The 11267-nt window shown below is 71.1% G+C and carries 11 protein-coding genes; 9 read left to right on the forward strand and 2 right to left on the reverse strand.

Annotation, left to right across the window (positions count from 1 at the left end; translation table 11 throughout):
* The first annotated feature begins 33 nt into the window (after positions 1 to 33).
* The 5 genes from ACA514_RS30455 to ACA514_RS30475 are packed head-to-tail and all read left to right on the forward strand — an operon-like array spanning position 34 to position 4718.
* Complete coding sequence (locus ACA514_RS30455; RefSeq protein ID WP_375044705.1) at positions 34 to 1188, forward strand: amidohydrolase family protein; 1155 nt, start codon at positions 34 to 36, stop codon at positions 1186 to 1188.
* Positions 1188 to 1589, forward strand: coding sequence for a Rieske (2Fe-2S) protein (locus ACA514_RS30460; protein ID WP_375044706.1), 402 nt, complete (start codon positions 1188 to 1190; stop codon positions 1587 to 1589). Before ACA514_RS30455 ends, ACA514_RS30460 begins: the two co-directional genes overlap by 1 nt.
* Before the next feature lie 13 nt (positions 1590 to 1602).
* Complete coding sequence (locus ACA514_RS30465) at positions 1603 to 2898, forward strand: NADH-ubiquinone oxidoreductase-F iron-sulfur binding region domain-containing protein (protein ID WP_375044707.1); 1296 nt, start codon at positions 1603 to 1605, stop codon at positions 2896 to 2898.
* Positions 2899 to 2908: 10 nt separating this feature from the next.
* Positions 2909 to 3127, forward strand: coding sequence for a ferredoxin (locus tag ACA514_RS30470; protein ID WP_344261054.1), 219 nt, complete (start codon positions 2909 to 2911; stop codon positions 3125 to 3127).
* A 37-nt stretch (positions 3128 to 3164) separates the two neighbouring features.
* A complete protein-coding gene (locus ACA514_RS30475; protein WP_375044708.1) occupies positions 3165 to 4718 on the forward strand; it encodes a CoA-acylating methylmalonate-semialdehyde dehydrogenase in 1554 nt (517 codons plus the stop codon).
* Positions 4719 to 4772: 54 nt separating this feature from the next.
* Here the strand turns inward: ACA514_RS30475 and ACA514_RS30480 are convergent, their stop codons facing one another.
* Entirely contained in the window at positions 4773 to 5564 is a 792-nt protein-coding gene (locus ACA514_RS30480) for an enoyl-CoA hydratase (protein WP_375044709.1), read from the reverse strand.
* Positions 5565 to 5575: 11 nt separating this feature from the next.
* Positions 5576 to 6148, reverse strand: coding sequence for a DoxX family protein (locus ACA514_RS30485; RefSeq protein WP_375044710.1), 573 nt, complete (start codon positions 6146 to 6148; stop codon positions 5576 to 5578).
* Positions 6149 to 6376: 228 nt separating this feature from the next.
* On the opposite strand from ACA514_RS30485, the gene ACA514_RS30490 reads away from it, so the two are divergent.
* The 4 genes from ACA514_RS30490 to ACA514_RS30505 all read left to right on the forward strand — a co-directional run bounded on the left by ACA514_RS30490 (position 6377) and on the right by ACA514_RS30505 (position 11252).
* A complete protein-coding gene (locus ACA514_RS30490) occupies positions 6377 to 7837 on the forward strand; it encodes a class I adenylate-forming enzyme family protein (protein ID WP_375044711.1) in 1461 nt (486 codons plus the stop codon).
* Positions 7838 to 7891: 54 nt separating this feature from the next.
* On the forward strand, positions 7892 to 8956 hold the full coding sequence (locus ACA514_RS30495) for a phosphotransferase (protein WP_375044712.1): 1065 nt from the start codon (positions 7892 to 7894) through the stop codon (positions 8954 to 8956).
* A gap of 96 nt (positions 8957 to 9052) precedes the next feature.
* Positions 9053 to 9922, forward strand: a complete 870-nt coding sequence (locus tag ACA514_RS30500) for a TIGR03560 family F420-dependent LLM class oxidoreductase (RefSeq protein ID WP_375044713.1) — start codon at positions 9053 to 9055, stop codon at positions 9920 to 9922.
* 70 nt (positions 9923 to 9992) lie between these two features.
* Positions 9993 to 11252 carry an amidohydrolase family protein gene (locus ACA514_RS30505; RefSeq protein ID WP_375044714.1) on the forward strand — a complete coding sequence of 420 codons (1260 nt, stop codon included), beginning with the start codon at positions 9993 to 9995 and terminating at the stop codon, positions 11250 to 11252.
* Positions 11253 to 11267 lie beyond the last annotated feature (15 nt).

An 11267-nucleotide genomic window follows, 5' to 3' on the forward strand; every position in this document is an offset into this window, starting at 1 on the left:
TCCACCGGCCGCCCGCAGCGAAAGGAGCATGTCATGACGATCGAACTTCAGCCCGAGAGCCGTACCGCAGCCACCGAGAAGGCCCAGGTCAGGGTGGTCGACTGCGACGTCCACCCGGTGCCCAGGCGAGGCGAGCTCGCGCCGTTCGTCCCGGAGCCGTTCCGCCGCCTGTTCGCGCAGCGCTCCGAGCGGGCCGGCGAGATGATCTACTACGACGCGCCGGACTACGCCCACGCCTACGCCATGCGCACCGACTCCTTCCCCGCGGACGGGAACTTCGCCGGCTCCGACCCGCACCTGACGTTCCGGCAGCTGATCATGGACGCCGGCTCGGACATCGCGATCCTCGGCCCGACGAACGGCTCCGACGGCCAGACCGAGGAGGAGCTGCACGCGCTCGCCGTCGCGACCAACCGCTGGCAGGACGCCTGCTGGCTGGACCCGGTGAACAACTGGCACCAGCGCTTCTACGGCTCGATCGTCGCGGCGATCGAGGCGCCGGAGGCGGCGGCCCGGGAGATCGAGCACTGGGCCGGGCACCCCCGCTTCTGCCAGGTGCTCATCAACGCCGAGATGCGCCCCGCGTGGGGCCACCCGCGGTACGACCCGGTCTGGCGGGCGGCGTCGCGGCACGGCATCCCGGTCGCCTGCCACCTCGGCCGCGGCCGGTTCAACGAGCTGCCGATGTCGCCGGTCGGGTTCATGACCTACAACCACGACCTGATGGTCAGCTACTCGATGCTGGCGGCGAACCAGATCATGAGCCTGGTCTTCGACGGCGTGTTCGACCGGTTCCCGGACCTGAAGATCGTCCTGATCGAGCACGCCTTCAGCTGGATCCTGCCGCTCATGTGGCGGATGGACGCCATGTACAAGGCGCAGGGCCCCGAGAACGGGCTCAAGCGCAAGCCGTCGGAGTACGTCAAGGACCACGTCTGGTTCACCACCCAGCCGCTGGACTACCCCGAGGACAAGCTCGAACTGACCAACGCGATGGAGTGGATGGAGGCCGACAGGCTGCTCCTGTTCTCCTCCGACTACCCGCACTGGACGTTCGACGACCCGGCGTACATCGTCAAGCACGTCCCCGAGCGGATGCGCGAGAAGATCATGTTCCGGAACGCGATCGACCTGTTCCACCTGCCGAGCGAGGTGCCCGCGCTCGCGGGGCGGAAGCGGGTCTTCTGATGACGGCCGAGCCGGCCGCCGAACGTCCCACCCGCCTCGCGCGAGGCCGCGAGCACGTCGTCGCGACCGTGGGAGAGATCCCGCCGGGCGAGCGCAGGATCGTGCCGATCGGGCGGCACGGCGTCGGGGTCTACAACGTCGGCGGCAGGTACTACGCCATCGCCAACTACTGCCCGCACGAGGGCGGCCCGCTGTGCCAGGGCCGCACGCACGGGCAGGTCGTCGTCGACGACGACAACCCCGGGGGAGCGGCGGAGGTCCGGGACGGCGAGTTCATCTACTGCCCCTGGCACCAGTGGGGATTCGAACTGGCGACGGGCACGACGGCCGTGAAGCCCGAGTGGAGCATCCGCACGTACCCGGTGCACATCCGGGGCGACGAGATCGTCGTCACGGGCTGAGCGGGGGATGCGGATGAACAGGTCAGCCGGCGCGCGGATCGGAACCGCCTACCCGGGCAGCGACCCTCGACTGCTCTCCTCCGGCGCGGAAACCGAGGACATCGGCGCGTACAGATCCGGCGGCGGCTACCGGCCGCTCGACGACGTCGAGGCGTTCGTCCGCGAGGTCGAGGCGTCGGGGCTGCGGGGCCGGGGCGGCGCGGCCTTTCCCACGGGACGCAAGCTCCGGACGGTGCGTGAGCACGGCGCGGTACCCGTCGTGGTGGCCAACGGCGAGGAAGGCGAGCCCGCCTCGGTCAAGGACCGGTGGCTGATGCGGCACCGGCCGCATCTCGTCCTCGACGGTCTGCGGCTCGCCGCCCTGGGCACCGGGACGGAGGACGCGCACGTCTACGTGTCCGACGCGCGGAGCCGGCAGAGCATCGAACGGGCGCTGGACGAGGCGCGCCGCGACCCGGCGTTCGCCATCGACGTCTCCGTGACCCAGGTCGACCCCGCCTACGTCGCGGGCGAGGAGACGGCCGTCGTCCAGGCCATCAACGGAGGGCCGGCCGTCCCCACGGACAAGCCCCCGCGCCCGTTCGAGGAGGGCGTGGACGGCAGGCCGACGCTGGTCGGCAACGTCGAGACGCTGGCCAACCTGCCATGGGTGCAGAGGCTGGGCGCCGCCGGTTACCGCGCACTGGGCACGGAGAGGAGCCCCGGAACCTTCCTGATGACCCTGACGTCCCCCGGCGGAATCGGTCTCCACGAGATCCCTTTCGGAGCGACGCTGCGAGACGTCCTGACCTGGGCCGGTGAGGACGTCGGCTCGGTGCGGGGCTTCCTGATGAGCGGCTACTTCGCGGGGGTCGTCGGCAAGGGCGCCCTGGACATGCCGCTCGAGTACGACGCGTTCGCCGATCTCGGAAGCGGACTCGGGTGCGGTGCCGTGGCGGTGCTGGCTCAGAACGACTGTCCCGTCGCCACCTCGGCGGCGGTCATGGCGTACTTCGCCCGGGAGAACGCCGGCCAGTGCGGGTCGTGCTTCAACGGGACCGCCGCAATGAGCGCCGTACTGGAGACGCTTCGGGATCACAAGGCCTCCGCCGCGGACCTCGATCGGTTGCGCGGCTGGTCGACCGGTCTTCGCGGCCGGGGCGCGTGCGGAACCCTCGACGGTGCCGCGAACGTCGCGGCGGCGCTCCTGCGGGAGTTCCCCGAGACGGTCGCCGTCCACCTCGACGGCCGGTGCGGCCCCTGTGCCGACGGTGGCGTGCACGCCGACCCGCCATTCGCCGCGCTGGAGCCGGCGGGGCACGGTTCGTGAGAGGAGCGGCATGGTGAGAATCAAGCTCGACAGGACGCTGTGCGACGGCTTCGGCGTGTGCGGCGTCCACGCCCCGGAGTCGTTCTCGATCGACGAGTGGGGCTACGCCTCCCTGGCGGGTTCCGGCGAGGTGCCCGCCCACGAGGAGGACGGCGTGAAGCGGGCCATCCTCGACTGCCCGGTGCACGCGATCACCAAGCTCTCCGAAGCGGGCCGCCCCGTCGCGTGAAGCGGCCGTCATCACCCAGGCGAGAGGCAAGGAATTCATGACGTACACATTGGACGGTGCCGCACGGCCTCGCGCCGGTGACGGACCGTCCGAGGCCGTCCACTGGATCGGGGGCGCCGCTCGTCCGGGCACCGGCGGACGGTTCGGCGATGTCACCGATCCGGCGACCGGTGCGGTCACGGGCCGCGTCCCGCTGGCGTCGGAGGCGGACGTCGCGGCGGCGGTGGCCGCGGCGACGGCCGCGTTCCCCGGCTGGCGGGACACCTCGCTGGCCAGGCGCACCGAGATCCTGTTCCGCTTTCGCGAACTGCTCAACGCGCGGACCGGCGAACTGGCCGAACTGATCACCGCCGAGCACGGCAAGGTCCTGTCCGACGCGGCCGGAGAGGTCGCGCGAGGGCGGGACGTCGTGGAGTTCGCCTGCGGCATGCCGCACCTGCTCAAGGGCTTCGCCACGGAGAACGCCTCCACCTCCGTGGACGTGCACTCGGTGCGCCAGCCGCTGGGGCCGGTGGCGATCATCAGTCCGTTCAACTTCCCGGCCATGGTGCCGATGTGGTTCTTCCCGATCGCGATCGCGGCGGGGAACACGGTCGTGCTCAAGCCGTCGGAGAAGGTGCCCTCCGCGGCGCTGTGGATGGCCGCGCTGTGGCGGGAGGCCGGCCTTCCGGACGGGGTGTTCAACGTCCTGCACGGAGACAAGGCCGCCGTGGACGGCCTGCTCACGCACCCGGACGTCAAGGCGGTCAGCTTCGTCGGCTCCACGCCGATCGCGAGGTACATCTACGAGACGGCCGCGGCGAACGGCAAGCGCGTGCAGGCGCTCGGCGGCGCGAAGAACCACATGGTGGTGCTGCCGGACGCCGACCTCGACCTGGCCGCGGACCAGGCCGTCAACGCGGGCTTCGGCTCGGCGGGGGAGCGCTGCATGGCGATCTCCGCGCTCGTCGCGGTCGGCGGATGCGCGGACGCCCTGGTCGAGAAGATCGCCGGCCGGGCCCGCGGCCTGCGCACCGGCGACGGCCGGCGCGGCTGCGACATGGGGCCGCTGGTCACCCGGGACGCCCGGGAACGGGTCTCCCGCTACATCGAGGCGGGGGAGTCCGCGGGGGCGGAGCTGGTCGTGGACGGGCGCCGCGCGGACTTCGACGCCGATTCGGCGGAGGGCACCGAGGGCGGCTTCTTCGTCGGCCCGACGCTGTTCGACCATGTGCGCACCGACATGTCGATCTACACCGACGAGATCTTCGGGCCGGTGCTCTCGGTGGTCCGGGCGGACTCCTACGACGAGGCCGTCGCGCTGGTCAACGCGAATCCCTACGGCAACGGCGCGGCGATCTTCACCAGCGACGGCGGTGCCGCGAGGCGGTTCCAGAACGAGGTGGAGATCGGGATGGTCGGCGTCAACGTGCCGATCCCGGTCCCCATGGCGTACTACAGCTTCGGCGGCTGGAAGAGCTCGCTGTTCGGCGACACGCACGCGCACGGTACCGAGGGCGTGCACTTCTTCACGCGGGGCAAGGTGGTCACCACCCGCTGGCCGGACCGCGGCCAGGGCGGGCTCGACCTCGGCTTCCCGCAGGGCACCTGACCCCTCACGCGGACGCCGGTTCGCCGCTGGACTCGCGGCGAACCGGCGCGGGGCTCACTGGCGCTTGAGGCGCTCCTTCATGCCATCGAGCTTCATCAGGACGGGGTAGCCGTCGACGCTGAGGGCGTTGCCGTGGCCGGTCTGGTGGATGTCGAACACGGTCTGGATCGCGGCGTAGAAGCCTTGCACGTCGAGGGTCTGGTTGACGGCGCGTTTGGCCTGCCGCAGTGCGAACGGGTGCATCTGCGCGATCTGCCCGGCGAGTTCCATCGCCGAGGTCTCCAGCTCGTCCAGCGGCACGACTTTGTTCACCATGCCGACCTTCTCCGCCTCGTCCGCGGTGACCGGACGGCCGGTGAACAGGATCTCCTTGGCCTTGCGCGGGCCGAGCTCCCAGGTGTGGCCGTGGTACTCCACGCCGCCGATGCCCATGTGCACGACCGGGTCGGAGAACTCGGCGTTCTCCGCCGCGACGATCAGATCGCACGGCCAGCACAGCATCAGCCCGCCCGCGATGCACTTGCCCTGCACGGCCGCGATCGACGGCTTGGGGACGTTGCGCCACCGCAGCGTGTACTCCAGGTACCGCCGCGCCTCGACGGCGTAGATGTGCTCCAGCGTGATCTTCTCCGGCGCGGGCCCGCCGCTCTTCAGGTCGTGGCCGGCCGAGAAGTGCCTGCCGTTCGCGTTCAGCACGATGACCCGGACGTCCTCGTCGTCGGCCGCCCGGCGCCAGGCCGCGTCCAGGTCGTCCAGCAGTTCCATGGTCTGGGCGTTGGCGGCCTCGGGACGGTTCAGCGTGATGACCGCGACGCCGTCGGCGGCCCGGTAGAGAATCTGGTCCATGCGCGTTCCCCTCACTTGAGCTTCGGCCGCCAGAACGTCGCCAGCAGGCCCGTCGTCGCGACCACGGCCACCCCGAGGGCGATGCCGCCGCCGGCCCAGCCCGTCACGCCGATGCCGGCCGCGTCGTCGACCGACAGCCCGCCCGGACCGAGCATGGCCAGCGCGAGCGAGACCACGGCGAGCACGAGGACGTACTCGTAGCCGTCCTTGAACACGAAGAACCCGTTGGGGCGATGGGCGAGGAGGCCGGCGACCAGCATCACCGAGATGACGGCCGCGCACGCCAGCGGTGTGAGCAGCCCGGCCGCGATCAGGGCCCCGGCGCCGATCTCGGTGAGCACGCTCATCCAGGCCTGCAGGCGCCCGTGGCGCAGGCCGAGGCCGCCGAACCAGCGGCCGGTGCCCTCGATGCGGCCACCGCCCAGCCAGTGGTTGGCCCCGTGGGCGATCATCGTGATCCCCAGCACCGCGCGGACGAGCAGCAGGGCGACGTCGGCGTCCATCATCTTCCACCTTTCGGACGACCCGATCACCGGCGGTGAGCCGTCCGTCGGCTCGCCGCACGCGTCCGGGGCGGTCGACAACGACTATTTGATATTAGGGTAACCATCAAATTATCGTCAATCAGGGCGCCCGCCGCCACCCCGGGCGCCGCCCGCGGGGCGACTTCCCTCTGGTGCGAAGCGGATCGCCGCTGCATACTAACCTCGACGTCGATATCGACATCGACGCTCTTCCGGCCCACCGCGGGCGGCGCCGGCCTGCCCGCGCCCGGACGGCCGGTGATCCGGGAAGACCCTGGAAGGCGGTTCATGAACAGCCCTGAGAAGAGCTACGGCAGGCGCCTCGCCGAACTGGCCGACGAACATCCGGACGACCTCGCCCTCCGCTTCGTCCTCCTCGACGGGGAGGAGCCGGCGTTCACCTGGCGCGAGCTGCACGACCGCTCGAGCCGGCTGGCCGCCGCCCTCGCGGCGCGGGGGCTGGCGCTGGGCGACCGGCTCGCGCTGAGCCTGCGCAACACTCCCGAGTTCGTCATCGGCGCGTTCGCCGCGTGGAAGCTCGGAGCGGTGCCCGTCCCGGTGCGGTGGGACCTGCCGGACTGGGAACTGTCCCGGCTGCGGGAGGTCGTCAACGCGAAGGTGCACCTGGACGTCTCCGACATCCCGTGGATCCGGGCCACGGCCGCCGACCCGGTGCCCGATCTTCCGGACGCGGTCGCGCCGCAGCGCTACGGCATCTGCAGCAGCGGCTCGACGGGGACGCCGAAGGTGATCCTCCCCGGCGAACCGGGGGTCTACAGGGAGGAGGCGACGGTACCGTTCGCGCAGGTCTGGGCGCCGGTGCCGCGGCCCGAGACCATCATGGTGCTGGCGCCGCTCTACCACACCAACGGCTTCTCCACGCTGATGAACCTGCTGGGAGGCGACCGGCTCGTCATCCTGGAGAAGTTCGACGCGGCGCGCGTGGTGGACGTCATCGAGCGGTACCGCGTGTCGACGTTCACCGCGACGCCGACGATGCTGAAGCGCATCGCCGACGTCCCGGACATCGAGCGGCGGGATCTGTCGAGTATCCGGTGGTTCCTGCAGGGCGCCGCGCCGATGCCGCCGTCACTGGTGCACCGCTGGGCGGATCTGGTCGGCGCGGAACGCGTCTTCATGGCGTACGGCATGACGGAGGGGTTCGGCCTCACCGCCCTGCGCGGCGACGAGTGGATGACGCACGAGGGCAGCGTCGGACGCCCCTTCCGCGACACCGCCATCCGCATCCTCGACGAGAACGGCGGGGAACTGCCTCCGGGGGAGATCGGCACGGTGTACCTGCGGTCGTCCGTCGGAGGCGACTACACCTATCTCGGCGACGCCCCCCGGGCCGCCGCCACCGCCGACGGATTCCAGAGCGCCGGCGACATGGGGTACCTCGATGACGAGGGCTACCTGTACCTGAAGGACCGGGCGGTGGACCTGATCATCACCGGCGGCGCGAACGTGTTCCCGGCCGAGGTGGAGGCGGCGCTCATCGACCATCCGAAGATCGCCGACGTGGTGGTCATCGGGCTGCGCGACCCCGAATGGGGCCGCCGGGTGCACGCCGTGCTCGAACCCGCGGACCACGCCGCGCCGCCCACGGCCGCCGAGATCATCGCCTACGCCAAGGGGCGGCTGGCCGCCTACAAGGTGCCGAAGACGGTCGAGATCGTCGAGGCCGTCCCGCGCAGCGAGGCGACCAAGGTCAGCCGCAAGGCGATGGTCGAGGCCCGCGGCGGCTGACCGCGCGGCCGGCCGCGCCGGGACGACGACATTCCCACCCCCGAAAGAGGCACCATGACGTCAACGCACGAGCAGTCGCCGCCGGTCCCCGACACCCTGGACGAACTCCTGTCACCGGAGTGGCTCACCCGAGCGCTCGGTGCCCGCTTCCCCGGGGTCCGCATCTCCCGCGTCACCCCCGGCCCCGTGGTCAGCCGCCTGTCGACGAACGCGCGGTTCCACATCGAAGGCGAGAACGGGCTCCCGCCGGGCCTGCCCGCCGACCTGTGCGGCAAGGGCTACTTCACGGACGCGGGCTGGCCGGCCCGCGCGTCCGGGGTGTACGAGGTGTCCTTCTACCGCCACCTGGCGGCCAGGAGCGGCGTGCGCACGCTGCGCAGCCTGTACGCGGACATCTCCCCGGAGACCCGGCACGGTGTGGTCATCACCGAGGACGTCGTCGCGGCAGGGGGCGCGTTCCTCGACGCGACCAGCGACTACACGCCGGACCTGACGGCCGAGAGCCTCACGGAGCTCGCCAAGCTGCACGCCGCGACCTGGGCCGAGCCGGCCCTCAGCACGGCCGGATGGCTGACCTCGCGGCTCGACTCCTACATGAGGGCGCGGGGCGTCAAGGAGATCCGCGGCAACTTCGAGAGCGAGATCGGTGCCGGGGTGCCGAGCGAGGTCCGCGATCCCGAGCGGCTCTTCGCCGCCTACCAGGCGCTCGCGGAGGAGACGCCCGGCGTGGCACCGTGGGCGGTCATCCACGGAGACCCCCATGTCGGCAACCTCTACCTCGACGGAGAGGGACGGCCCGCCTTCCTGGACTGGCAGCTGGTCCAGCGAGGGCCCTGGTACATCGACGTCGGGTACCACATCGCGTCCACGCTCGGCGTCGAGGACCGGCGTGGATCGGAGGAGGATCTGCTGCGGCACTACCTGGACAGGCTCCGTGCAGGTGGCGTTGAGGCTCCTTCGTGGGACGAGGCGCGGCAGGGCGTCCGCCGGGGCATCATCCACGGCTTCTATCTCTGGAGCATCACGCTGAAGGTCGCCCCGGCCATGACCGGCGTCCTCCAGCACCGGCTCGGAACCGCCGCCGCCGATCACGACGCCTTCGCCGCGGTGGGCCGCTGAGACCATCGCACTCCGCCAAATGATTCGATGTGCTTAAATGTATGAACGGTTAGCATCGAGGTCGGCTGGCGGCGCAGCGGTGGTTCGGAGCGGCGGATGAGACTCGCACTGCACATCAACGACTACGCGAGCCTCGGCCCGCCCGCCCGGATGGCTCCGGCGCTCGCCCGCGTCGCCCGGACGGCCGAGGAGGCCGGGTTCGCCCGCCTCAGCCTGACCGACCACCTGTGGCAGATCAGCATGCTCGGCGAGCAGGACGAGCCGATGCTGGAGGCCTACACGACCCTCGGGTACCTGGCCGGGCGGACCCGGTCGATCGAACTGCAGACGCTCGTCACCGCCGCGACCTACCGGCCGCCCGGCCTGCTCGCGAAGATCGTGACGACGCTGGACGTGCTGACCGGGGGCCGCGCCTGGCTCGGCATCGGCGCGGGCTGGAACGAGCAGGAGGCGACCGGCCTCGGGCTGCCGTTCGGCACCCTCGCCGAACGCTTCGCGCACCTGGAGGAGACCGTCCAGATCTGCGACCGGATGTGGGGGACCGGCGAGGAGGCGTACGCCGGTGAGCACCACCGGCTCGCGAGCACGCTCAACTCGCCGCGGCCCCTCCGCCGGCCCCGGCCGGGGATCCTGATCGGCGGGGGAGGCGAACGGACGACGCTGCGGCTGGCCGCGCGGTACGCCGACGCCTTCAACGTCCACGGCGGCGCGGACGCCGGGCAGAAGGCGGACCGGCTGCTCGAGCACTGCGCGGAGATCGGACGCGACCCGGACGAGATCGAGCGGACCGCCGTCCTGCCGAACCCGGCGGAGGCCCCCGCGGACCCCGGCCGGCTGCTGGAGGAGCTCCGGCGGCTGCACGAGCTCGGCTTCACCACGGTCTTCACCGTCGTGCCGGGCGTCGGCGCGATCGCCCCGCTGGAGGCGTTCGCCGCCAAGGTGATCCCCGAGATCTCCACCTGGTGACGGCGCGCCCGGCCCGGCCGCACCGGCCGCCACGACACACCCGCACAGGATTCGACGGAAGGGAATCGGGATGAACGTCGACGACATGATCCTGGTCAGCATCGACGACCACGTCATCGAGCCGCCCGACATGTTCGACGCCCACGTGCCCGCCAAGTACCGGGACCGGGCGCCGAAGTCGATCGTGGACGAGAACGGCTACGAGAACTGGTGGTTCCAGGGCGTCCCCAGCGTCTCCACCAGCCTCAACGCCGTCGTGGGCTGGCCCAGGGAGGAGTGGGGGATGAACCCCTCCACCTTCGCCGAGATGCGGCCCGGCAGCTACGACATCCACGAGCGCGTGCGGGACATGAACCGCAACGGGATCCTCGCCTCGATGTGCTTCCCCTCGTTCGCCGGCTTCAGCGCGCGGTTCTTCCAGGAGGCCGACGACAAGGACCTCGCGCTGATCATGCTGAAGGCCTACAACGACTGGCACGTCGACGAGTGGGCGGCGGCCTATCCCGGCCGGTTCGTCCCCATCGCGCTCGGCCCGGTGTGGAACCCGGAGGAGCTCGCCGAGGAGGTGCGGCGGGTCGCGGCCAAGGGCGTCCGGGCCGTCACCATGCCCGAGCTTCCCCACCTGCAGGGCCTGCCCAGCTACCACGACCTGGAGTACTGGGGCCCGTTCTTCCGCGCCGCGTCCGAGACCGGCGTCGTCATGTGCCTGCACATCGGGCAGGGCTTCGCCGCCATCAACGGCGCCCCGGACGCCCCGATCGACAACATGATCATCCTCGCGACGCAGGTGTCCACGTTCGCGGCGCAGGACCTGCTGTGGGGCGGGGCCATGACCGCCTACCCCGACCTGAAGATCGCGTGGTCGGAGGCGGGGATCGGCTGGATCCCGTTCTACCTGGACCGCTGCGACCGGCACTACACCAACCAGCGCTGGCTGGGGCACGACTTCGGCGGGAAGCTGCCCAGCGACATCTTCCGGGAGCACTCGCTCGCCTGCTACGTCACCGATCCCACCGCGCTGAAGGTCCGGCACGACATCGGCATCGAGAACATCGCCTGGGAGTGCGACTACCCGCACTCGGACACCATCTGGCCCGACGCCCCCGAGTTCGTGCTCGGCGAGATGAACGGGGCGGGCGTGCCCGACCACGAGATCAACATGATCACGTACCAGAACACCTGCCGCTTCTTCGGCTGGGACGCCTTCAAGGACGTCCCGAAGGAGCGGGCGACGGTCGGCGCGCTGCGCGCCCTGTCACCGGACGTCGACACCACCACGCGCTCCAAGCACGAGTGGCGCCGCCTGTACGAGGCGTCGCACGCGTCCTGAGGAGACGGGCGCCGG

It is taken from the genome of Actinomadura sp. NTSP31 (assembly GCF_041951385.1).
In the GTDB taxonomy this organism is placed as follows: Bacteria; Actinomycetota; Actinomycetes; order Streptosporangiales; family Streptosporangiaceae; genus Spirillospora; species Spirillospora napierensis.